The sequence below is a fragment of the Pseudomonas sp. GQ91 genome (assembly GCF_059758795.1).
In genome coordinates, this window is the sequence record NZ_JCAXED010000004.1 from 232,729 (window position 1) to 252,657 (window position 19,929).

General features: G+C 59.2%; 23 protein-coding genes, 1 tRNA gene and 2 pseudogenes. 8 read left to right on the forward strand and 18 right to left on the reverse strand.

Translation table 11 applies throughout. The annotated features are described in order from the left end of the window. Window positions 1–9 precede the first annotated feature (9 nt). Window positions 10–231 (reverse strand): annotated as a pseudogene (locus AC6CIA_RS07930) (Arm DNA-binding domain-containing protein); the annotation flags it as partial. 551 nt (window positions 232–782) lie between these two features. Between AC6CIA_RS07930 and AC6CIA_RS07935 the strand changes: the two are divergent. Continuing rightward, window positions 783–1,169 carry an IclR family transcriptional regulator domain-containing protein gene (locus tag AC6CIA_RS07935; protein ID WP_498311395.1) on the forward strand — a complete coding sequence of 129 codons (387 nt, stop codon included), beginning with the start codon at window positions 783–785 and terminating at the stop codon, window positions 1,167–1,169. Window positions 1,170–1,310: 141 nt separating this feature from the next. Here AC6CIA_RS07935 and AC6CIA_RS07940 read toward each other — a convergent pair whose 3' ends face one another. Genes AC6CIA_RS07940 through AC6CIA_RS07970 form a run of 7 tightly spaced genes read right to left on the reverse strand, consistent with a single transcriptional unit; the run spans window position 1,311 to window position 6,805 of the window. Beyond that, window positions 1,311–1,805, reverse strand: a complete 495-nt coding sequence (locus tag AC6CIA_RS07940; protein WP_498311396.1) for an acyl-homoserine-lactone synthase — start codon at window positions 1,803–1,805, stop codon at window positions 1,311–1,313. Then, window positions 1,793–2,701, reverse strand: a complete 909-nt coding sequence (locus AC6CIA_RS07945; RefSeq protein WP_498311397.1) for an alpha/beta fold hydrolase — start codon at window positions 2,699–2,701, stop codon at window positions 1,793–1,795. The genes AC6CIA_RS07940 and AC6CIA_RS07945 overlap by 13 nt, the downstream gene beginning before the upstream one ends. Then, window positions 2,688–3,593, reverse strand: a complete 906-nt coding sequence (locus tag AC6CIA_RS07950) for a DMT family transporter (RefSeq protein ID WP_498311398.1) — start codon at window positions 3,591–3,593, stop codon at window positions 2,688–2,690. Before AC6CIA_RS07950 ends, AC6CIA_RS07945 begins: the two co-directional genes overlap by 14 nt. Before the next feature lie 5 nt (window positions 3,594–3,598). Next, window positions 3,599–4,210 (reverse strand): flavodoxin family protein, encoded by a 612-nt coding sequence (locus AC6CIA_RS07955; RefSeq protein WP_498311399.1) that lies wholly within the window; start codon window positions 4,208–4,210, stop codon window positions 3,599–3,601. Window positions 4,211–4,213: 3 nt separating this feature from the next. Continuing rightward, entirely contained in the window at window positions 4,214–4,897 is a 684-nt protein-coding gene (locus AC6CIA_RS07960) for an iron-containing redox enzyme family protein (RefSeq protein ID WP_498311400.1), read from the reverse strand. Between the two features lies 1 nt (window position 4,898). Further along, window positions 4,899–5,444 (reverse strand): GNAT family N-acetyltransferase, encoded by a 546-nt coding sequence (locus tag AC6CIA_RS07965; RefSeq protein WP_214509251.1) that lies wholly within the window; start codon window positions 5,442–5,444, stop codon window positions 4,899–4,901. Between the two features lie 8 nt (window positions 5,445–5,452). Then, complete coding sequence (locus tag AC6CIA_RS07970; protein ID WP_498311401.1) at window positions 5,453–6,805, reverse strand: phenylacetate--CoA ligase family protein; 1,353 nt, start codon at window positions 6,803–6,805, stop codon at window positions 5,453–5,455. A 645-nt stretch (window positions 6,806–7,450) separates the two neighbouring features. Between AC6CIA_RS07970 and AC6CIA_RS07975 the strand changes: the two genes are divergently transcribed. From AC6CIA_RS07975 to AC6CIA_RS07985, 3 genes are all read left to right on the forward strand, one after another. Continuing rightward, complete coding sequence (locus tag AC6CIA_RS07975; RefSeq protein WP_498311514.1) at window positions 7,451–8,932, forward strand: anthranilate synthase component I family protein; 1,482 nt, start codon at window positions 7,451–7,453, stop codon at window positions 8,930–8,932. Next, window positions 8,929–9,513, forward strand: a complete 585-nt coding sequence (locus AC6CIA_RS07980; protein ID WP_498311402.1) for an anthranilate synthase component II — start codon at window positions 8,929–8,931, stop codon at window positions 9,511–9,513. Before AC6CIA_RS07975 ends, AC6CIA_RS07980 begins: the two co-directional genes overlap by 4 nt. An 80-nt stretch (window positions 9,514–9,593) precedes the next feature. After that, window positions 9,594–10,394 (forward strand): helix-turn-helix transcriptional regulator, encoded by an 801-nt coding sequence (locus AC6CIA_RS07985; RefSeq protein ID WP_498311403.1) that lies wholly within the window; start codon window positions 9,594–9,596, stop codon window positions 10,392–10,394. On the opposite strand, the gene AC6CIA_RS07990 is transcribed toward AC6CIA_RS07985, so the two are convergent. Both AC6CIA_RS07990 and AC6CIA_RS07995 read right to left on the reverse strand, forming a co-directional pair. Further along, window positions 10,376–10,993, reverse strand: coding sequence for a nucleotide sugar dehydrogenase (locus tag AC6CIA_RS07990; protein WP_498311515.1), 618 nt, complete (start codon window positions 10,991–10,993; stop codon window positions 10,376–10,378). The two genes, AC6CIA_RS07985 and AC6CIA_RS07990, sit on opposite strands and share 19 nt — an antisense overlap. Beyond that, on the reverse strand, window positions 10,994–11,269 hold the full coding sequence (locus AC6CIA_RS07995) for a hypothetical protein (protein WP_498311404.1): 276 nt from the start codon (window positions 11,267–11,269) through the stop codon (window positions 10,994–10,996). It abuts the gene before it with no gap. Between the two features lie 50 nt (window positions 11,270–11,319). Here AC6CIA_RS07995 and AC6CIA_RS08000 point away from each other — a divergent pair, with 50 nt between their 5' ends. Beyond that, window positions 11,320–12,006 carry a 3-phosphoshikimate 1-carboxyvinyltransferase gene (locus AC6CIA_RS08000; RefSeq protein WP_498311405.1) on the forward strand — a complete coding sequence of 229 codons (687 nt, stop codon included), beginning with the start codon at window positions 11,320–11,322 and terminating at the stop codon, window positions 12,004–12,006. A gap of 142 nt (window positions 12,007–12,148) precedes the next feature. On the opposite strand, the pseudogene AC6CIA_RS08005 reads toward AC6CIA_RS08000, so the two are convergent. The 6 genes and pseudogenes from AC6CIA_RS08005 to AC6CIA_RS08030 all read right to left on the reverse strand — a co-directional run. Then, a pseudogene (locus tag AC6CIA_RS08005) lies at window positions 12,149–12,277 on the reverse strand (Arm DNA-binding domain-containing protein); the annotation flags it as partial. Between the two features lie 213 nt (window positions 12,278–12,490). Beyond that, window positions 12,491–12,566: transfer RNA gene (locus AC6CIA_RS08010), tRNA-Gly, on the reverse strand. A 63-nt stretch (window positions 12,567–12,629) separates the two neighbouring features. Continuing rightward, window positions 12,630–13,190 (reverse strand): CDP-diacylglycerol--glycerol-3-phosphate 3-phosphatidyltransferase, encoded by a 561-nt coding sequence (pgsA, locus tag AC6CIA_RS08015; protein WP_084378800.1) that lies wholly within the window; start codon window positions 13,188–13,190, stop codon window positions 12,630–12,632. A 32-nt stretch (window positions 13,191–13,222) separates the two neighbouring features. After that, a complete protein-coding gene (gene uvrC, locus AC6CIA_RS08020) occupies window positions 13,223–15,046 on the reverse strand; it encodes an excinuclease ABC subunit UvrC (RefSeq protein WP_498311516.1) in 1,824 nt (607 codons plus the stop codon). 16 nt (window positions 15,047–15,062) lie between these two features. Then, complete coding sequence (gene gacA / locus AC6CIA_RS08025) at window positions 15,063–15,704, reverse strand: response regulator transcription factor GacA (RefSeq protein WP_084378801.1); 642 nt, start codon at window positions 15,702–15,704, stop codon at window positions 15,063–15,065. A gap of 152 nt (window positions 15,705–15,856) precedes the next feature. Continuing rightward, window positions 15,857–16,222, reverse strand: a complete 366-nt coding sequence (locus AC6CIA_RS08030) for a helix-turn-helix domain-containing protein (RefSeq protein WP_498311406.1) — start codon at window positions 16,220–16,222, stop codon at window positions 15,857–15,859. Between the two features lie 82 nt (window positions 16,223–16,304). Between AC6CIA_RS08030 and AC6CIA_RS08035 the strand changes: the two genes are divergently transcribed. Further along, complete coding sequence (locus AC6CIA_RS08035) at window positions 16,305–16,574, forward strand: DNA-binding protein (RefSeq protein WP_084378803.1); 270 nt, start codon at window positions 16,305–16,307, stop codon at window positions 16,572–16,574. A gap of 26 nt (window positions 16,575–16,600) precedes the next feature. On the opposite strand, the gene AC6CIA_RS08040 is transcribed toward AC6CIA_RS08035, so the two are convergent. Both AC6CIA_RS08040 and AC6CIA_RS08045 read right to left on the reverse strand, forming a co-directional pair. Beyond that, a complete protein-coding gene (locus AC6CIA_RS08040; RefSeq protein WP_498311407.1) occupies window positions 16,601–17,047 on the reverse strand; it encodes a GNAT family N-acetyltransferase in 447 nt (148 codons plus the stop codon). Window positions 17,048–17,062: 15 nt separating this feature from the next. Continuing rightward, on the reverse strand, window positions 17,063–17,812 hold the full coding sequence (locus tag AC6CIA_RS08045) for a carbon-nitrogen hydrolase family protein (RefSeq protein ID WP_498311408.1): 750 nt from the start codon (window positions 17,810–17,812) through the stop codon (window positions 17,063–17,065). A gap of 616 nt (window positions 17,813–18,428) precedes the next feature. Between AC6CIA_RS08045 and AC6CIA_RS08050 the strand changes: the two genes are divergently transcribed. Continuing rightward, window positions 18,429–19,517 carry a 3-deoxy-7-phosphoheptulonate synthase gene (locus AC6CIA_RS08050; RefSeq protein WP_498311409.1) on the forward strand — a complete coding sequence of 363 codons (1,089 nt, stop codon included), beginning with the start codon at window positions 18,429–18,431 and terminating at the stop codon, window positions 19,515–19,517. A gap of 49 nt (window positions 19,518–19,566) precedes the next feature. Further along, window positions 19,567–19,848 carry a peptidylprolyl isomerase gene (locus AC6CIA_RS08055; protein WP_032861429.1) on the forward strand — a complete coding sequence of 94 codons (282 nt, stop codon included), beginning with the start codon at window positions 19,567–19,569 and terminating at the stop codon, window positions 19,846–19,848. Window positions 19,849–19,929: the final 81 nt, after the last annotated feature.

The following is a 19,929-nucleotide window of genomic DNA, read 5'->3' on the forward strand; positions in this document are numbered from 1 at the left end:
GGACAACGCTATGGCGAGCGCCTCGTCACGTCGAGTACGTGCTTTTTTGTGGGAGATTTGTGGGTAACGGCCCAAGGACATGCGTTGCTGCTTGCCTGCCCAGTAGTAGCGGAAGAGCCAGACTTTTCCGCCGCTGGCCGTCACATTGAGTGCGAGACCATCACTGTCACCGAGGATGTAGTCGTTACCAGTGATTCGGGCGTGCCGAACTGTCATTTCTGAGAGTGCCATCGCGAGCGCCTGAACAGAGTCAGGGCAAGATGCTCGTCTCGCAATCCAAGCTGCTCCAGCAAAAAACCGATTCAGTGCACATCCAAATCCAAGATCCTCATTCTGGACTTAAATCGGGACTTAAAAGCACTGGATGGAACTGGATTCCAGTGGGTCCCGCTGGAACGAAAAAAGGACCCGAAGGTCCTGATTTCAATCGCTTACAGAATTATGTGGAACTCTGCAGCGCAATATTTGGAGCGGGAAACGAGACTCGCATCTGGCGTCCGACTCGTTGAAATTTAAGGGGCTTCTTTTCTTGCCGAGGCAGGAAAAGACTTAATTCTGGACTTGTTCTTTGGGTCTATCAAGAGCAAAAAAAGAAATTCCAAGGCAAGCCATCGCGTTCTGGCGCACCGGATTTCGTCCTGCAGTCCATCATCTAAGCTCACTGAAGGCTCTTAATACGGAGAGTCGAATCGACATCGCAGGTACTCAATCGATGACCGAGCGAAAGCTATGGCTGGTCGGTTATGGTGATTGGACAGGTTCAGCCTCGGCCACCTTGATCGGTGTTACCGGGACGGCAAGAAGTACTGCTCTGGAAATCGAGGCGTTTCTTTCCGCTCACCGACTCGCAGATTTCCGGTACGTTCCGGCAAAGTCTGAAGCACTTTGTTGATGCGCGCACGGCCAACACCCTGACCAGCGTCGAAGCGTATCTGGAAGAACTGCAAACCGTTCGCCGACAAGGCTATGCAGAAGACCATGAAGAGTTCGAAGACAACATGCGCTGCCTGGCGGCGCCGATTCGAGACCGCTTTGGGCACGTGATCGGCGGCATGAGCGTTTCATTCCCCTGTTTTGCCTTCAGGGAAGAATTGAAGCAGGACTACGTCAAGCAACTGATGGAAGCCACGCAGCAGATTTCAGCTCAGTTGGGCTGGCACCTGCGTTGAGTCGTTCCCAAGTCCCGCCGCAGAGCGCATGAACACCGGATCGCGACCTAGGCTCGGGCGGACACTTCGCTCTTTCTCGGCGCTGCCGCTATACGGTTACTGTAGCCCGTTACATTGATCCAGAAAGGCACCACTGGTAAGTCATCGACCATCTGCGGCCCCGCAATCCTGTGAGTGCTGACCCCCATGCGCCTGAGCAGGCGCTCGTTTCCCGGCGCGCTGAATGCAATCAACCGACGTGCGCCAAGGGTCTGCGCGGCTCATCAGCCATATTGTGTCGTGCCAGGCCCGATGTGCGCGTCGCGACAAAAGATGCCCGCTGGCGAACCGGGATAGCTCCCAGACGGTACTTGAGGACGGCAACGGAATGTCGCCCATCAACTGGGGGAACACCTCCCCCAACAAAAAGGGACGATCGGTAGGAATCAAGCGCGCACATCCGACGATTTCCTGCCTGCTGTCGCGGGCCAGGACATACACCGTATCCGGTCGATCGAAAGCATCCACCTCTAAGCCCTCGGCGCAGGGCAACGCCCAGCCGAGGTCCTTGACGAACACTTCATACCGGTAGCGAGCCAGTGCCTTGAACAGGGCCGGGGACATATCACTGCGGGTGCTGGCAATCACTTCGAGCATGATCCAGCCTCCCCGGTACAGGACGTTGATATGAACCCTGTGATGGCCGCGGCGACCTCGGTCCCCCGTTCAAGATAGGGCACATGCCCGGAATCCTCGATGACCTGGCCACGGGCGTCGGGCAGTTGCTGGAGCAGGGTCTCCAGGGCTGCAGGCAGGAACACCTGGTCATGCCGCCCCCAGATCACCAGCGTCCTCGAAGCGATCTGCGGAAGCCGTTCGAGAAGCACGTCCAGGCCTTCGCGGCGAAAATCCTCGACGACCCGCTGCACCGCAGCAAACCTCGACCTGCCGCTGGCCGCCATGGCCTGGGCCAAGCGCCCTCCTACCTTGGGCGGCGCCATGAACACCAGGCTCCAGAAGCGCTTCATCTCCTCGACCGTACGATAGCCAAACACCGTCCCCGCCCCTTGCAGGCTGGCTTTGAGCATGGGGCCTAGCGCTTGCTCGCCCAGACCGGCCGGTGCCAGCAAGACCAAGTGACTGACACGCTGCGGGTGTTTGGCGGCATACAGGCCGGCCACGCACCCGCCCAAAGAGCTGCCGACCAGCACGAAGGGACCGTCGACGAGCGTTCCCAGCAAGCCTTCGAGTTCCGCCAGCATTGCCTGGGGTCCAAAGCCAGCCCCCGCCTCGTACACGGATTGGCCATGCCCCGGCAAATCGACGAAAACGCAAGGATGATGGCGCGCCATGCCCAGCATCGCAGGGCCCCACTGATCCTTGCTGGCGCCTAAGCCATGGAGCATGACCAGCGTCCTGCGCTGTTGCCGTGCGGGGCTTTGCAGATAAGCCAAGCGTCCATGTGTACCGGTGTGCCAGCGCAGCTTCAAACCGAACTGCCAGCGGTGGACCAGGCGCAAGGTGCCGAGCAGCAGTCGATCAACGCGGTTCATCCGCCACTCCTTGTCCTTTGTTAGCCGCCTTGAGGAAGAATCTTGCCGGCAGGCGCAGTTGGCACAGCGCCACACCTGACAGCGTCAACACGGCGCCGATCACCAGGCGCTGGCTGAAGCCTTCGGCGAGCATGACTTGACTGACCGCGATCGCGAACACCGGCACCAGGAGCAGGTAAGGGCTCAGTTGCTGCATTGAGTTGCGACCGAGCAACCAGAACCACAGGCCGAACCCCAGCAAACCACCACTGAGCGCGGTGTAGAGCACCGCCCACCACGCCTGGGCGCTGGCCGTGTAGACGCGTGTCCATTGCTCGCCTTCCTGGACGAACGACCACAGCAACAGTTGCGGTGCGGCGATGACCGCCGTCCAGGCACTCAAGGCCAGCGGATCCAGGGGCCCGAGACGCTTGGTCAACACTGACCCTGTAGCGAATGCCAAGGCCGCCAGCGCCACCAGCAACATGCCGATGAACGTCCCGCCCGCCGATGGCGTGGCCAGTAGCACCAGGACACCGGCGAACGCCAGCATGATGCCCGCCAGAAGTCGCGGTTTCAGGACTTCCCCCAATAACGCGAATGCCAGGACGAGGGTAAACGGTGCCGCCAATTGATAAATGATCGCCGAAGTCGAGGCATCAACCCGGGCGATACCGCAATACAGCAAACCGAAATGCAAGGTCCCGGTAATCGTGGCGATCAGGGCCACGGACGCCAACTGTTCACGCTTGACGCGCTTGAGCAGCGGCAGGAGAAACAGCGCCATGATCGCGTAGCGCATCGCGACCATGAGGATAGGCGGCAACTCGGCGCCGCCGATTTTCACTGCGGTAACCTGCGCGCCCCAGAGAAACGCGACCAGTAACGCGAGCAATGAATCTTTCAATGGCATGTCAGTTATCCCTTCTGAAATTGAATGGGCCGCAGGATTCTTTCCGGCTTGCCTGTCGCAAGAGCTGGTGGGTTAAGTCGACAGTGATGCTCACAGAGCCGGTCCAATGTCTCGCGCAGGGCCTGTTCCGCTTCAGGATCGTGGGCCAGTTGGGTCTGGAAGCACGGCGGAAACCCCGAGCCGACCAGAATCATTTTGTTGAGCAGGACATTCAGCGCGACCTGGGAGAAAACCGCCGTGTGTCCATAGCGTCGGCCGACGACCGCAATCGCCGCGAGCTTGTCGCGCAGCGGACGCTCCCGTGGCCGCAGGAAGCCATAGCCGACTCGCTCCAGAAACGCCTGGAAGCGACTGTTGATGCCGTAGGCATGCATGACGGGGAGATAGAGCACCGCATCGGCGCGGTCCAGCCGCGCCACCAACTGCCCGACGTCGTCCTGCACTTGGCAGTCCTGATCGGAGCAGGCGTTGTCGGCGTCGCAGTAGTCGATCCGGTAATCCTTGAGCCAGATGTCATCGACCGCGACCTCCTCGCCCAGGTGGCGGCGCACCAGCGCCACCACCCGTGCACTGACACCACAAGGTCGGCTTGACCCGACAATGATTGTCAGATTCATGATTCAGGACGCCTCCCGCAACCCTTCTTCGCCAGCCAGGTAGGCGCGCAACGCCTCTTCCATCAACTGTCCGGTCAGCCACAGCGTGACCCGGGCCACTTCCTTGATCTGACGACGATCTTCTTCGGTCTTCACCGCACGCTGCATCGCCACACGCACTTCCTCGGCGTGCTTCTCGTCGATGGTCGAGTGGGCGACGAAGAAGGTCATCTGCTCATCCTTCAAGCCCAGGTCGGCGCGGAACCGCTCCAGGATCGGTTGGATGTGCTCGTAGACGTCCTCGGCCCAGTAGCTGTAGCCCAGGCGAGCGATCGGCCCCTTGCGGATAGCCACATCGTTGAGAAAGGCGATCAGTGCCTGGGTCGGCGCCAGGGGTGCCGGCATGGCCTGCGGCAGCAGCCCGACCGACTCCAGGTCACGCAGCACCATGCGCTCGTGGCCCAGCTCTTCCAAGGCGTGCTTGTAGACGAAGCGCAACAGCGTCGTGTCCTCTGGATTGGCACTGTAGGCGCAGGCGGCCTGGTTCACCGAGTTGTAGCGGGTGTAGTGGTAGACCTGCAGCATGAGCTGTTGGTAGAGGGCTGGCGGCGTCGGGTTGTCCAGGCTGAATTTCCAGTAGGCGCCCTGCTTGATCTGGGCCCAGCCCGCTTCGACGATAGTGTCCAGTTCCTTGAAGAATGCTTGCATTTCAATTGGCTCCTTTAACATTGAGGTAAACACTTTCGAGTTCCAGGTACACGAGGCTGTAGCGCCGCTCGACCTGTTCCCCGGTCCAGGTAACGTCGTCCACCAGCACGCGCCCGCCCAGGCCGACATAGAGCGCAGCCAATTGGCCGCGGCACAGTGCCGAGATGAATCGCAGGTGGGTGTTGGCTTTCAGCCAAATGGCCGCTTGCAGGAGAAACATGCGCAGGTGCCGACCGCCGCGGTATCGCTCATCCAGCACCAGGCGGTTGGCATCGAAAGCATCCGTCGATTGTTCGAAATAGGCCTGCACGTCGACCGCTCGCTCGACGAAGCTCAAGCCATGACCCAGCGGCGTGACGCGCAACGTCCCGACCACTTCGTCCTTGTCCAGGTAGACCAGGTGATAGGACAAGGCGTCGCGCACCTGCTCCCTGCGCTCGAAGTCATCCTCCCGTGCCGGATTGGTCCCCAGGTAGCGACTCCTGAGTTGCCGGACGGACTCGAACAGTTCATTGGCGTGGTCGATCACGCGAACAGACAGGCTCATCGCTGACCTCACAGGCCTTGACGCTGATCGACTATGCGCGCTTCTTTCCAACTGAACCAACTGCCAAGGTTCACGTGCTCGGCCAGATCGCCCACCACCATGATCGTCGCATCGACCCCCAGCCGTTCGCGCAGGCGCTCCTTGATCAGCAGCACCAGACGCCCACGATCGCCCTCGAAGAAGCGCGACATTTCCAGCTTGGCGATGACGGTGTCGCGATCATTGGCGCGACTGAGGATGATCTGGTAACCAAGGCATTGTTCGACGCCTTCAAGCAGCGCCTGCTCGATCTGTGCGGCCGAGAAGGCGCGATCGTTCAGTTGCACGGCATCCTTCACCCGACCGACGACCTTGACGGTCTGGCGCATCGATTGCCCATAGCCGGGGCGCGACTGGATCGAGACCAGGTCGCCCGTGCGGTAGCGAATCAACGGCTTGCTGCCAGGAATCAGCATGGTCACGCACAACTCACCGTCGCCGGTGCAGCCCAGGCTTTCCCCGGACTTGGGATCGAGCACTTCGATGATGTAGTTGAGACGGTGCGGCACCAACTGGTCGTTGGCGTTGCAGGCCGCGATGATCATCGCCTCCTGGGAGCCATACAGGCTGTTGTAGGCCTGTGCGCCCCACAGGCTGTAGAGGTTGTTCTTCAACGCAGGCGTGCACAGCTCGCCGCTCATCATGAACGCGCGCAGGGCGAAGTCCTCGCGTGGGTTCAAGCCTTGGCGCTCGGCTTCCTTGGCCATGGCCAGCAACAGCCCCGGCGCCGATGCGAGCACGCCGATCCGCAGGTCCTTGAGCAGTTGCAGTGCCTTGGGCCAGCCGATCACCGGTGAATGCGGCCAGATTTTGGCATTGCACAGGTCGAGCTGGGTGCAGACATCGCCCAGGGTGTCACCGAAGGAATGGACCTCAGTAGGTCCCATGATGCCGACCACGGTCTTTTCGCCCGGGAAATGCTTTTCCATCACGGCCTGGTAGGCCATCGCCAGCTGGCGATTGCTCGCGTAGCTTTCCTTGCGGTCCCGCGGGCATGGCGTGGCGGGCCCGGTGGTCCCCGTGGTCTCGTAATAGAAGATGCTGTCTTCCAGCGGGCCGGACAAGATGTCGAAGCCTGCCTCGCGCAGATCATCCTTGGTCGTGAATGGCAAGGTAGCGAGGTCATCCAAGGTCAGCGAACGCTCGTCGACTTGGGCAAGGTGCCTGGAATAAAACGGCGAAGACCGCTTCACGTGGCCGACCACTTCCCGCAACTGTGCCTGGTGCCAGGCCGCCAGCTCGGTGTCACTGAGGACGTCGGTCCAATAGGCCTGATGAATCGGATCGTATCGTTTCTTGAATGTCTCTAAATGCTCTTTCATTTCAGCCGCTCAAGTTTGATGGGTTACTGGAACTCAACGGCCGCTACGTTAGTAACAAAACTTATAAATACCCAGCTGCGCTATCCCACAGTTGTGCGCGCACGAGTTTCTTGTTAAAAGCACGCGCGGTTACATACGCGTAGGAATAGCGCTTCGCCCCGCCGACATTCAGAAGTGAATGAAGGATTAATATTCCCTCAGCAGTTGACAGCCCCAGGGCACGCTGGTAATTTCGCCGCACTGCCCATTATTCCCGCAGTGCTTAGCCAAGACTGGGATGTCTAAAAATGTACTATCACCTTTCTGCTATCAGTTCCTCCCACAGCTATCCCGACAGCTGTTCCCGGGCCATTCTGGCCATCTTCAAAAGCAATATCTGGCGTCGCTAATCTAGCGAAGACCAGAGCCTGTCTGCTGCCTGCCAGCAACGTCCTGATCTTTCCCCTCTGAAATCGAAGGCGCTCGCGCCTTGTGCCCTGCGCAACAATTGGCTGCAATCCATTGCAAGCTTTTTAGTGCGCGCGACATGAACAGCGTCCGCCCCGTCTATTCAGAATATCCGTCAACACCTATTTAAAGTGCCTGCGCGCTTTATATTCCCGTGGCGCTCTCTTAATCGAGTGCCTGAATCGTTGCACCTTGAAAATGGTATTAACCGTGAATAAAAATTTAATTGCCGTGAATGTTCTTCGCCGCGAAGAACGTCGACCTACGGATGCACTTGGCATATATGCGAATGCACTGGAACAACTGGGTCGCGAGTCTGTTTTCATTCTTGAATCACTGTCCGGCCCAAGCCGTGATCGCCGGGCGACGATCATCGGCCTCGAACCGCTTTTCGAAGTGTGTATCGATGAGGGCCAGGCCCAACTGCGAGGCTGCGCCGCCCTGTGTGAACATTTGTCCGCCAGCCTGCGGCAAGCGGGCATGCAGGTCGACTGGGAACACAAGATCCATCTACCCGACAGCGAGGTGGCGTGGAATCTGCTCCGGGCTATCCAGGCAACGTTCCAGCCTGCCTCCAATGCCCCTGTCAGCCTGGCCTTCTTCGGCTATTTCTCCTACGACTGCGTTCGCCTGATCGAGCGACTTCCCGATCTGGCCAAACAGACCTACGACTACCCGCTCATTGCCCTGTCGGTCTATCAGACCCTGGTTTATTTCTACAACAATGGCATCGTCGAAACCCTGATCAACAACCACGATCTGTGGTCGCCCCGTACGTTGGAGGACTACCCCTTCCTGAGCACAACCCCGGCAGCCGAGGCGCTGGCTCCGCTACCGTACCCTGAGGGCTTCGAGGAAGAACGCACGGTGACCCCGGAGCAATTCGTCGAGCGTGTCGAAGTGGCGATGGAGCACATTCGCGCCGGCGACGTCTACCAGATCCAGCTCGGCCATGAGATTCGCATCCGCTCGCAGGTTTCGCCGTTCGATGTGTACCAGAACCTGCGCCTGCGCAACCCTTCCCCCTACATGTACCTGGCCCACATAGGCGGCATCGACCTGATCGGCGCCAGTCCCGAGCTGTTCGTGCGGATCAAGGACGACTTGATCGAGATGCGCCCGATCGCCGGCACCGTGGGCAAGAAGCCTGGCGTCGATCCGACTGAGTTGGTCCTGGAGCTGACCCGCTCCGAGAAGGAGCGCGCCGAGCACCTGATGCTCATCGACCTGTGTCGCAACGATATCGGTCGCGTGTGCCAGGCCGGTTCGCTGGAGGTCGATGAGTTCATGCTGGTGGAAGAGTACTCGCACCTCTACCACATGGTGTCGAACGTTCGCGGCTTGCTGCGCCCGGGCCTGGATGCCTACGACGTGATCAAGGCCTCGTTCCCTGCGGGCACCATGTCCGGCGCGCCCAAGGTCAGGGCGATGGAGCTGATCGAGGGGATGGAGAGCAACCGCCGGGGCATTTATGCCGGGGCCCTTGGCCTGGTCGGCTTCGATGGCAGCGTCAACACCGCGTTGTGCATTCGCTCGACGGTTTTCGACGAGGGCACGTACCACTTACGTGCATCCGCCGGCGTGGTGGCCGATTCGGTGCCTGAACTTGAATGGAAAGAGACGCTGTACAAGATGGGTTCCGTCTATCGGGCAGTGACCGGCCAGGAGATCGCACTGTGAAAGTATTCTTGATCGACGCCTACGACAGCTTCGTCTTCATCATCAGCCAGTACCTGGAACAACTGGGGCTGGAAACCCACGTCGAGCGTCACGACGTCCCGGACCTCATCCAGCGCATTGAAGCGTTCTCGCCGGACTTCTGCGTGCTGGGCCCTGGGCCTGGGCATCCGGCCGACGTGGGCTACATCAAAGTGATCAGGCATTTTCAGGGACGCCTGCCGCTGTTGGGTGTGTGCCTGGGTCACCAGGCCATCGGCCTGGCCTTCGGTGCCCAGGTTTGCCGGGCCCCGCACGTGATGCACGGCAAGGTGAGCACGATCGAGAACGATGGCAAGGGCGTCTATGACCACACCCAGGCACATGCGATTCGGGCGACCCGCTACCACTCGTTGATGATCAGCGACCAGCCGTTACCCGACTGCCTGGAGATCACCTCCAGATCCACGGACGACGGCTATGTCATGGGCGTGCGCCATCGCCACCTGCCGGTGGAGGGCGTGCAGTTCCACCCTGAAAGCATCCTCACCGAAAACGGCCTGGACCTGTTCCGCAGTTTCATCCGGTGTTACGTGCATAAGTGATCCCCTCGGAAGGGGCGTGCGCCCCTTCTTTCCCCGTACTGCGACTGCTTCATTCCTGCTAGAACTAGAGCGATCCGTTTATGGACAAACACCACTCCCCCGCCTGCGGCCGGACCCAGGCCGAGCGTGCCGCTACGCTGACCGCCTTCACGAGCCTCGCCAAGGATGCCAACCGTTGCGATTGGGAGCGCCTGTTGAACAAAGTGCTGCGCCAACTCGGCTTCGGCAGCTACCTCATCAGCCTGGGGCCGCCAGCGCCTAGAGATACCGACCCTCTCGCCGGCCTCATCACCACCTTTCCCAAACACTGGCTGGAACACTACCGCTGCGACGGGCTGATCGAGATCGACCCGATACTCAGGCACTGTCGACGCGAACTGCTACCTTTTTTCTGGGACAGCGAGCGCAGGCGCGCCCGTGGAAGTTCCCGGCACTTCTGGCAACAACGCGAGCAACACGGCCTGCGCAGCGGCCTGAGCATCCCACTGCGCTACGAGCTGCTCAGGGGAACACTGAGTGTGGCTTCCGATGACACCCAGATCACCGAACAGGAGGGCTTTTCCAACCCTGCCGTTTATCAACTGTTCATGCTCATCCCCTACCTGCTCGCCGGAATGCGCCATCAGTTGCAGGTTCCTGCCCAACCCCGCCAGGACCTCACGCCCAAGGAGTTGGACTGCCTGTATTGGGCCTGCGTCGGCAAGACCACTTGGGAGATCAGCCACATCCTGAGCTGTTCCGAGCGCACCATCGACTTCCACCTGCTCAATGCCCGACGCAAGCTGGGTTCGGTGAGTCGCCAACAGGCCGTCAGTGCTGCAGTGGCCTGCGGCCTGGTCATGCCGACGGTTGCCCCACCGGATTACAGACGCCAGAAATGATAACCCTCGGCCTCGTAGGACTCCCGATCCAGGACAGCCTTGACATCAATCACACACGCCCCGGGCAATAACTTGGTGCGCATTTGCTGCAATGAGGTGCGCCGATAGGCCTCATGCGGCACAGCCACGATCACCGCATCGCCTGCGGGCAGCTGTTCCCAACTGCTCAATGCGCAGTCGTACTGACGCATGACCGTCGCCGGGTCGGCCAGTGGGTCATGCACATGGACGTTGACGCCATAGGCTCGCAATTCGACGATGATGTCGTGAACCATCGAATTGCGCACATCTGCGCAATTTTCCTTGAACGTGATCCCCAGCACATTGATCGTCGAACCCTTCACCACACGGTTGGAGGCGATCAGCAGCTTGATGGTTTTCTCGACGATCCACTTGCCCATGCCATCGTTGATCCGCCGTCCGGCAAGGATCACCTGGGGATGGTAGCCATGGGACTCGGCCTTGTAGGTGAGGTAATAGGGATCTACACCAATGCAGTGGCTACCTACCAGCCCTGGCTTGAAATCCAGGAAGTTCCACTTGGTATTCGCGGCTTCCAGCACCTGGCATGTGTCGATCTTCAGTTCCGAGAAGATCAGCTATAACTCATTCATCAGGGCGATGTTCAGATCGCGCTGGGTATTCTCGATGACCTTGGCAGCTTCGGCCACCTTGATCGAAGGAGCACAGTGCACCCCCGGCCGGACAATCAACTCGTACAACGCGGCCACGGTCTGCAAGCTCTGCGGACCGTCGCCGGACACGACTTTGACGATGTCGCAAAGCGTGTGAGTACGATCCCCGGGAGTGATGCGCTCAGGCGAGTAGCCGACAGTGAAGTCCTCTTTCCAGACCAGACCCGAAGCCTCCTGCAAGGCGGGAATGCACCGCTCCTCGGTCGCACCCGGGTAAGGGCTACGTCGAGTTGACCTCGCAAATGGCGGCAACTTTCGGTGGGCAAATTGAGCAGGAGGGTAACATTCTGCGAGTCAAGGCCGTTGGAAGCTATCGGCCATGCACTTATGTTGTAGAGCCGGACGCTTGTTCAGCGAGTTACGCATTCGCGCTTGCTGCTGGGAGCGGTACTGTGATCAGCGTGCCTCGGCTGGGGAGCTGTTCTGTGCAGTCAGATGCTCGCTTCGTAGATATTTTGGAGCTTGCAGGTGCTCACGTACAGCGAGAAATTGACGCGACCACTGTCACAGGAACGGGCCATTTGCGAGGTGTTGACGTGGACATGCGTGACATCCCGGACTGCGTAGCAACGTGGGCCGCACTGGCTCCGCTTGCAGAAGGTCCGACCGTGATTCGCAATGTCGGAGACCTCAGGGTTAAGTCCTTCGACCGCCTAGAAGCAATTGCGACAGCATTGGCCTCGCTCGGGCAAGACGTGGTCGCGGACGGCAACGATCTATATATCACTCCTCGCCCGCTCGTCCATACCACGATTGCGACTCAAGGGGACCATCAGCTAGGGAGGAGTTTCGCCGTGCTCGGAGCCCTGCGAGGAGGAGTCACAATCGATGCGCCTCGCTGCATCGCCAAAAGCTATCCGCGTTTTTGGCTGGACCTTGGTAGATACTACCAAGCTGCCGGTGTTGAACAGCTGTAAGCTGTCCGGCCAAGTCATCTTCCGAAATCCAGCATTAAGGGCGATGGTGTCCGCGTACACAATCGCCCTTATCGGCCTGGCTCGGAAGGTGTGTTCGCCCTGGGACTGATATTTGTTTCGCATCGACGCTAAACAACGCTCAGGAAAAGCGGAACTGCCAGCTCCTGGTGCCGTTCGTATTCACGAAAAGCGCGAGCCCATCAAAGTCAGGAAGGGTGTAGTCCTTGGCACAGGGTTTGGCGTGCCGGACTGCGGTATCGGTGAGAGCCATCGTACAACCTCCATCTCGTTTGAATAGAGGAAATTTGTACGGCTTCCGATGAGATAAATACCACGAAAAAGTGATCTGCCAAACGCCGGATTAATGTACTAAAAAAACGTGGATGGCAGTGCTTTCGAGTGAAACTTACTGGAACGAAAAAAGAGGCCGAAGCCTCTTTTTTCAATTTCTGCAGACTTCAATAGAAGCCTATAGAACAATATTTGGAGCGGGAAACGAGACTCGAACTCGCGACCCCGACCTTGGCAAGGTCGTGCTCTACCAACTGAGCTATTCCCGCGTCTTGGTGATGCGCATTCTATAGAATCCTGATCACACGTCAACCCTTTGATTCAAAAAAGCTTTATTTCTTTTCAACGGTGGTCCGCAGGTGGGGCCAGGCGGCGCGCAGGTATTGCAGCATCGACCACAAGGTCAGGCCGGCGGCGACCAGAAGCAAGGCGTAGCCCAGCAGCACCCAGAACGTGAAGTTCGCGGGGTTGCCCAGCAGAATGACCAGGGCGAGCATCTGCGCGGCGGTTTTCCATTTGCCCATGTTGGAGACGGCCACATGGGCGCGCGCGCCAATCTCTGCCATCCACTCGCGCAAGGCGGAGACGACGATCTCGCGACCAATGATCACGGCAGCCGGCAATGTCAGCCAAAGGTTAGCGTGCTCCTGCACCAACAATACCAGGGCCACGGCCACCATCAGCTTGTCGGCCACAGGATCGAGGAACGCGCCAAACGGCGTGCTCTGCTCCAGGCGACGCGCCAGGTATCCATCCAGCCAGTCGGTCGCTGCCGCAAAGGCAAACACAGAACTTGAGGCTACGTAACTCCATTCATAAGGCAGATAAAACAGCAAAATGAAAATCGGGATAAGCAGGACACGTAAAACGGTGATCAGATTAGGGATATTCATCGGCACAACTGGCTACGAGGTGAGAAGGCATTCTACTCGCTGTGCAGATTTGCATAAATCAACTCAGCGAGCTTTTTACTGATACCCGGGGCTTTGGCAATTTCTTCGATGCTTGCACGAGACAGCTCCTGCAATCCACCAAAATGTTTTAACAGTTCCCGCCGCCGCTTCGGCCCGACCCCGGCAACCCCTTCCAGGGTTGAGGTCCGGCGGGTCTTGCCGCGTCGGGCGCGATGCCCGGTAATGGCAAAACGGTGGGCTTCGTCGCGGATCTGCTGAATCAGGTGCAGCGCCGGGGAGTCGCCCTTCAAGGTGAACTCATGGGCTGCGTCGTTCAAGTACAACGTTTCGAAACCGGCCTTGCGGGTCGCGCCCTTGGCCACGCCGAGCAGGATCAGGTCGGGCACCGCCAGTTCGTTGAGTACGTCGCGGGCCATGGAAAGCTGTCCCTTGCCGCCGTCCACCAACAGGATATCGGGCAGCTTGCCCTCGCCGTCTTTCAGCTTGCTGAAACGCCGGGTCAACGCCTGGTGCATGGCGGCATAGTCATCGCCAGCGATAATGCCTTCAATGTTATAGCGCCGATAATCGGACTTGATCGGCCCCTCCGGACCGAATACCACACAAGACGCCACGGTCGCCTCGCCACTGGAGTGACTGATGTCGTAACACTCCAGGCGCTGAGGGGGTTCGTCCAGTTTGAGCACATCGGCCAACGCTTCAAAACGCGCGGCCACATGCTGCCGATTGGCCAGACGCGCACTCAAGGCCTGCTCAGCATTGGTTACGGCCAATTGCTGCCAGCGTGCCCGTGTGCCACGCACCCGGTGGCTGATGTCCAGCTCGCGCCCGCGCAGTTCGTGAATCGCCTCGATCAGCGCTGGAAAGTCCTCATGAACCACGTTGACAATCAATTCTCCCGGCAGATCGCGCTCGGGACTGCTGACGTAGTACTGGCCCAGGAATGCAGCCATGACCTCGGCGACCTCTTCTTCAATACCCGTTTGGGGAAAGAAGTTCTTGCTGCCCAAGACGCGCCCGCCACGCACGCTGATCAAGTGTACGCAAGCGCCACCCGGATTGACGAAGGCCGCGATGACGTCAACGTCGCCAGTCCCCCCTTCCATGCTCTGCTGATCCTGAACCCGGCGCAGCAAAGACACCTGGTCCCGCAGTTCCGCGGCCCGCTCAAAATCCAGCGTACTGGCCGCCTGCTCCATGGCGCCGGACAGTTCGTCGGCCAGGGCATTGCTGCGTCCTTCGAGGAACATCACCGAATGACGCACATCCTCGGCATATTCCTGGGGTTCTACCAGGCCGACGCAGGGCGCCTTGCAACGCTTGATCTGGTATTGCAGGCACGGACGGGTGCGGTTTTTATAGAAGCTGTCTTCACACTGGCGCACGAAGAAGGTCTTTTGCAGCAGGCTCAGGCTTTCACGGATCGCGCCAGCGCTGGGGTAAGGACCAAAATACTTGCCCTTCTGCTTCTTCGCGCCGCGATGGATGCTCAGGCGCGGAAAATCACCGTCCGATAAAAATACGTATGGGTAGGACTTATCGTCACGCAGCAGAATGTTGTAGGGCGGCCGCCACTCCTTGATCAGCGTCTGCTCGAGCAGCAGCGCTTCGGTTTCATTGGCGGTGATGGTGGTTTCGATCTGGGCGATACGCCCCACCAGGGCAGCGGTTTTCGGCGCCAGGCCGGTCTTGCGAAAGTAGCTGGCCAGGCGCTTCTTGAGGTTCTTGGCCTTACCGACATAAAGCAGGCGCGCGTCTTCGTCGAACATGCGATAGACGCCAGGACGGCCGCTGCAGGTTGCGAGAAATGCGCTCGGATCAAACGAGGCTGTTATTTCAGAGGCTTGCATTTCAGGCGCTGGCATCCACCATGCCGTGGCGAACCGCCAGCAAGGTCAATTCAACATCACTGCTGATGGAGAGCTTCTCGAAGATTCGATAACGGTAGGTGTTCACGGTTTTCGGGGACAGGCAAAGCTTATCGGAGATCGCCTGGACCTTTTGGCAACCGACAATCATCAAGGCAATCTGAATTTCGCGCTCGGACAGCGCATCGAACGGTGAATCATTGACCGGTTGAAACGACTTGATGGCTAATTGCTGGGCAATCTGCGGGCTGATGTAGCGCTGGCCCGCAAATACCAGGCGTATTGCCTGCACCATCTCGGCCAGCCCGGCACCTTTTGTCAGGTAGCCGGCAGCGCCTGCTTGTAGAAGCCTGGTAGGGAAAGGGTCTTCCTCGCAGACGGTCACCACCACAACCTTGATGTCCGGATGGCTGCGTAAAAGTTTGCAGGTGGCCCCCAGGCCGCCGATTCCAGGCATCTTGACGTCCATCAACACCACATCGGGCTTCAACTCCCGGGCCTTGATCAGGGATTCCTCTCCCGATTCGGCCTGGCCGACTACTTGCAGGCCATCGATGTCAGCCAGCATTCGTGTAATGCCTGTACGAACGAGATCATGGTCATCGACTACTAGCACCCTAATCAAGCAGACACCTCGCGATATGGTCTTATAGGTTGCTGAACACCTTAGCAAAAAACCAAGGCACAGACCTAGCTGCAAGCGTCATATATATAGAGTTTCAATACGCCATGAGAGCCTTCGCGATAGCGTGCTGCCTGAAATTTCTGGTTTAAGGGTCAGGATTCCTTGGGCGTTGAAGGGATTTTTCCATTGGGGCCGGATGAGTGCTCGGCCAAACTCGACGTCAACCGCCGAATTGCATCCTGATCCTCCTTGAACATCGCACGAAAGTCACCCAGCACCTTTTCTTCGTTTCGGCTCAAGTTATCCAGCACCGCGGGCTTGTGGCTACCGGTCAGTACATACAGGACATCCACGCCTTTTTCTGCCACGCGGGACAAGTAGTCAGCTTTCGGCGCCCGGCCACCGCTCTCATAGTTGCCTTGTGCGTTTGCTTCGACGCCTCCTATTTCACCAAAATTCTTTTGCGACAGCCCCAGCCGCTCCCTTTCTTGCCTTAACCGCGAACCGATTCCACTCATTTGGATGTATGATCCTGTTTAGCGCCCCCCAAGAGGTGACACTCTCATCTCGTTTTTACACAAACTTGAACGGTTTTGAACTATGCCCGGAATCCGTACTGCTGCACAAGCCAAAGCCTGGCTGGATCATCAAGGAAAGTCTGTTCAAGCGTTCGCCCGGGAACATGGCGTAGACCCGGCAACCACTTATCAAGTGCTCGCTGGGCGTAAAAAGGGACGAAGGGGGGAGGCCCATAAAGTAGCGGTACTTTTGGGCATGAAAGAAGGGGTTGTCCTTAACGAGGTCGAAGGCCAGAGCAACGATCAGGAGCTCATCTCCCAAGGGCAGTATGCGCTTATTGAAACCGAGTAACCGCTTTTACACGATTTAGTCGCTTATCACTGCGCGGTTGCTGACCGACAGTCACGCTCCATGCGCCAGAAACAGTCTTCCTCACCGACGATATTCATGCCCAGGCGCTGATACAGGCTTTTCGCAGGATTGCTTTTGAATACCGTCAGTCGCAACTGCCGACTCCCCTCCGCCTGCGCCTTGGCGATCATCTGCTCCAGCACCCAACGGCCAGCGCCTTGACGGCGAAAGGCTTGCAGAATGTGCAACTCACGTACATATAACGCCCGAGCATGCCGACTCAGACTGATAAACCCCAGCAACGTGTCACCCTCGTAAATCAGCCAGTTTTCCCGGTCCGCCCACGCGCTGTCGAACCCTTTGTCGGACCACGCAAGACCGTACTGACGATAATAATCCCCCATCGCTTGCTGGGTGAGCGTGCGGGCAAACGCCAAGTGCTGATCCGACGCGGCCTTGAGTTGAAACGCCATATCCAACCACCTCCATCAAATCCCGACGTGCTGTCCGCTCCAGCGCCCCGCCTCACGGCGTGCGAGCACCAGCCCTTCGCCGGCGCCAGGTGCCGCAGCGAGCAAACCACCTCGGTCGTCCCAGATTGCGCTGCGCCCCGCACATCGCCAGCCACCGGAAGGACCGCCGTGGTTGGCCATGAGCACCATCATTGTGTGCTCGGCGGCATATCCCTGAAGCAAGGCAGTGTCCGCCGCGTAACCACCTTCGCTGATCAAAACGCCAGCGGCATACACCGTGGCCCCCAACGCAGCCGCGGCACCCGGGTGGCTGGCGTGGGAAAAGTCGGCGCATACGGCGAGTGCGATCCGCTCATCCCCACACATCAATGCCGCACCGCCCGCGCCTGGGGCGAACACGGCCTCCTCGCCCGGGTGCAGATGCTGCTTGCTATAGACCGCCAACGAGCCGTCCGCCCCAATCACCAGCGCACCAATCAACACCTGCGGTCCCGATGGCAGACGGATCGGCATGCCGACCACCGCTGTCAGGCGCAATTCGCGGGCCAGCTCCCGCAGGGGCGCCAATACGGCATCGTCTGGCGCGATCGCCAGTTCGGCGGCCAATGACGGCTCATAGCCGGTCAGCGACAGCTCGGGAAATACCAGCAGGTGTACGCCGTGCTCGGCCGCCACGCGCATGAACACCCGATGACGAGCGATATTCGCGGGCAGGTCGCCGGCGATGGAAGCAGTTTGAGCCGCAGCAAGGATCAAGGCGGTCATCGTCGCGTCCAGGCAATCATCAGGGTGACTTCGCACAGCATATCGGCAGTTGCCCATAGCGGTAAGTCCCCGCCGATGATAGAAATTACTGATTGAATCCTCCCGCACGCCTCTAGTAAGCTCCACCCATCATTTGGAGAAACACCATGTCGCAACTCACCTTGATCCAGGCGTGCCCCCGCACCAACGCGCAGCGTTCGGTCGTGGCTACCTGTGGGAACGGTTTGTGCGCACTGGTCAGTTTTTATTTTGGGTATTGGTTTAGCCACTGGCGCGCCTGATACCTGAAATCGGCGCCCACTACTCAAGGGGTCGCCTACCAGAGAAATCTAACCCCCGGTCGGCTCCCCGACCGGGGGTTTTGTTTTTTAAGCCCGTTTTTTCGCCACAGATCGAATACTTAAAGGAATCCACCCATGAACTACGCCACCTATTACCGCTACGACACCTGCACCGCCTGGCGATTTAGCAAGCTCCGTTCGGGACAGCCTGCCGCCTCCGATCGGTCACCTATCGGTGGCAAGCCAACACACGCAGCCAATCCGGCCAATTGTCGAACACCCCAGTAGGGCTGGCGCGCGGGAATAACCCGCCGTTTGCCCAGGAAGCCTTGAATATGAACTCCTCCATCGCCGCCCTGCCCGTTGCCACCCTGTCCAGCGCCAATGAAACGCTGACCCAGCGCTTGCCCAGCTCCCTCGAGCTCAAACATCAGTTGCCCCTGAGCCCGTTCCTCACTGAGCAAATCAACGCTCACCGCCAGGCGGTACGCGCCATTCTCAATGGCGAAGACTCCCGCTTGCTGGTCATCGTCGGGCCTTGTTCGATCCATGATCCCGAGTCCGCCATGGAATACGCGCGCAATCTGAAGAAACTGGCCAATGAGCTCAGTGACCAGATGCTGCTGGTGATCCGCGCCTACGTCGAAAAACCTCGCACCACGGTCGGTTGGAAAGGCCTGGCCTACGATCCGCACCTGGACGGCAGCGACGACATGGCCGCCGGTTTGACGCTGTCTCGGGAACTGATGCGCGAAATGCTGCGTCTTGGCTTGCCCGTTGCCACGGAGCTGCTGCAACCCATGGCGGCGGGCTACTTCGACGACCTGCTCAGTTGGGTCGCCATCGGCGCCCGCACGACCGAATCGCAGATCCACCGGGAAATGGCCAGCGGCCTCGGCATGCCGGTCGGCTTCAAGAATGGTACCGATGGCGGCGTCGCCATTGCCTGCGACGCCATGCGCTCGGCCGCCCATCCGCACCGCCACTTCGGCGTGGACAGCCAGGGCCATCCGGCGATCATCCAGACGCCAGGCAACGCCGATACCCATTTGGTATTGCGCGGCGGGCATCGTGGCCCGAACTACGACCGACACAGCGTTGCGCAAGTGCAGGCCGACCTGGCGAAAAGCAAAGTGGCACCGCGACTCATGGTCGATTGCAGCCATGCCAACAGCGGCAAGGACCCGCTGCGCCAACCCGCGGTATTCAATGATGTACTGGAGCAGCGCCTGCAAGGTGACACCTCGCTGATCGGCATGATGCTGGAAAGCCACCTCTTCGAAGGTTGCCAGCCGTTGAGTCCTTCGATGCGCTACGGCGTCTCGGTCACGGACGGCTGCCTGGGCTGGAACGGGACAGAACAGCTACTGCGCGAGGCGGCTCATCGGCTGCGTGAACATCATGGGAACTTTGCCGGGAAATAACCGACTGAATCCGGTAGGCTCACCTTTTTTATTCAAGGAGTTACCCCTCATGGCCAAAGCCACCGCCCGCCACATCCTGGTTGCCACTGAAGACAAGTGCAACGAACTGAAGGCCCAAATCGAAGGCGGCGCTGATTTCGCGGAAATCGCCAAAGCCAACTCCAGCTGCCCGTCGAGCCGTGACGGCGGTAACCTGGGTTCGTTCGGCCCTGGCCAGATGGTCAAGGAATTCGACACCGTCGTGTTCAGCGCACCGGTCAACACCGTGCAAGGCCCGGTGAAAACCCAGTTCGGTTATCACCTGCTGGAAGTGACCAGCCGCCAGGACTGATCACGCCCTCGGCATGACACAACGGCCCGCCTTTTGGTGGGCCGTTGTGTTTGTGTGGCGGCATGGTGACTGGCGGCACGT

Excerpts from the sequence above, each read along its gene's own strand:
- AC6CIA_RS07940 (WP_498311396.1), bottom strand. The coding sequence starts at position 1,805 with ATGCTCGAAGTGATTGCCAGCACCCGCAGTGATATGTCCCCGGCCCTG.
- AC6CIA_RS07945 (WP_498311397.1), bottom strand. The coding sequence starts at position 2,701 with ATGAACCGCGTTGATCGACTGCTGCTCGGCACCTTGCGCCTGGTCCAC.
- AC6CIA_RS07950 (WP_498311398.1), bottom strand. The coding sequence starts at position 3,593 with ATGCCATTGAAAGATTCATTGCTCGCGTTACTGGTCGCGTTTCTCTGG.
- AC6CIA_RS07955 (WP_498311399.1), bottom strand. The coding sequence starts at position 4,210 with ATGAATCTGACAATCATTGTCGGGTCAAGCCGACCTTGTGGTGTCAGT.
- AC6CIA_RS07960 (WP_498311400.1), bottom strand. The coding sequence starts at position 4,897 with ATGCAAGCATTCTTCAAGGAACTGGACACTATCGTCGAAGCGGGCTGG.
- AC6CIA_RS07965 (WP_214509251.1), bottom strand. The coding sequence starts at position 5,444 with ATGAGCCTGTCTGTTCGCGTGATCGACCACGCCAATGAACTGTTCGAG.
- AC6CIA_RS07970 (WP_498311401.1), bottom strand. The coding sequence starts at position 6,805 with ATGAAAGAGCATTTAGAGACATTCAAGAAACGATACGATCCGATTCAT.
- AC6CIA_RS07975 (WP_498311514.1), top strand. The coding sequence starts at position 7,451 with ATGGTATTAACCGTGAATAAAAATTTAATTGCCGTGAATGTTCTTCGC.
- AC6CIA_RS07985 (WP_498311403.1), top strand. The coding sequence starts at position 9,594 with ATGGACAAACACCACTCCCCCGCCTGCGGCCGGACCCAGGCCGAGCGT.
- pgsA (WP_084378800.1), bottom strand. The coding sequence starts at position 13,190 with ATGAATATCCCTAATCTGATCACCGTTTTACGTGTCCTGCTTATCCCG.
- AC6CIA_RS08030 (WP_498311406.1), bottom strand. The coding sequence starts at position 16,222 with ATGAGTGGAATCGGTTCGCGGTTAAGGCAAGAAAGGGAGCGGCTGGGG.
- AC6CIA_RS08035 (WP_084378803.1), top strand. The coding sequence starts at position 16,305 with ATGCCCGGAATCCGTACTGCTGCACAAGCCAAAGCCTGGCTGGATCAT.
- AC6CIA_RS08040 (WP_498311407.1), bottom strand. The coding sequence starts at position 17,047 with ATGGCGTTTCAACTCAAGGCCGCGTCGGATCAGCACTTGGCGTTTGCC.
- AC6CIA_RS08045 (WP_498311408.1), bottom strand. The coding sequence starts at position 17,812 with ATGACCGCCTTGATCCTTGCTGCGGCTCAAACTGCTTCCATCGCCGGC.
- AC6CIA_RS08050 (WP_498311409.1), top strand. The coding sequence starts at position 18,429 with ATGAACTCCTCCATCGCCGCCCTGCCCGTTGCCACCCTGTCCAGCGCC.
- AC6CIA_RS08055 (WP_032861429.1), top strand. The coding sequence starts at position 19,567 with ATGGCCAAAGCCACCGCCCGCCACATCCTGGTTGCCACTGAAGACAAG.